The sequence below is a fragment of the Nonomuraea sp. NPDC048916 genome (assembly GCF_040649575.1).
GTDB lineage: Bacteria > Actinomycetota > Actinomycetes > Streptosporangiales > Streptosporangiaceae > Nonomuraea.
On record NZ_JBEZFS010000142.1, the window covers coordinates 1 to 801 of the forward strand.

General features: G+C 70.0%; 1 protein-coding gene. It reads left to right on the forward strand.

Annotation, left to right across the window (positions count from 1 at the left end; translation table 11 throughout):
• Positions 1–46 precede the first annotated feature (46 nt).
• On the forward strand, positions 47–801 hold a 755-nt coding region (locus tag AB0C16_RS40135; protein ID WP_357691396.1), incomplete at its 3' end, for an acyltransferase domain-containing protein.

Sequence of the window (801 nt, forward strand, 5' to 3'; positions counted from 1 at the left end):
CGAGATGCCCGGTGTGGTGTCTGGTGTGGTGCCGATCGTGTGGCCGGTGAGCGGCAAGTCTGCGGCAGCGTTGCGAGCTCAAGCCGCGCAGCTGCGCGTGTTCCTGGACACCCTCGACGATGACGCGCTCACAGCGGCCGGCCGGGCATTGGCCACCACCCGCGCCGTGTTCGAGCATCGTGCCGTCGTGATCGCCGCCGACCGAACCCAGACCGCGGCCGCACTCGACGCCCTGGCCGCGGGCCAGGACACCGACCTTCCGCACGACACCGCCCGTGACAGCAAACTCGCCTACCTGTTCACCGGCCAAGGCGCCCAACGCCCCGGCATGGGCCGGGGGCTGTACGAGGCCTTCCCCGCCTTCGCCGCCGCCTTCGACGAGGTCACCGCCCACCTCGAACCCGGCCTGCGCGAGATCATGTGGGGATCGGACGCCGAACTGCTCAACCGCACCCAACACACCCAGCCGGCGCTGTTCGCCTTCGAAATCGCCCTCTTCCGGCTGCTCGAATCATGGGGCCTGCGCCCCGACTTCCTGGCCGGCCACTCCATCGGCGAACTCGCCGCCGCCCACGCAGCCGGCATCTTGTCCCTGCCCGACGCCGCCACCCTGGTCACCGCCCGCGCCCAGCTCATGGGACAACTCCCCCAAACCGGCGCCATGATCGCCCTGCAAGCCGGCGAAACCGAAGTCCTGCCCCTGCTCACCGACACCGTCAGCCTCGCCGCCATCAACGGCCCCAACAACGTCGTCATCGCAGGCGACCACCACACCACCCTCCAGATCGCCGCCCACTTCCA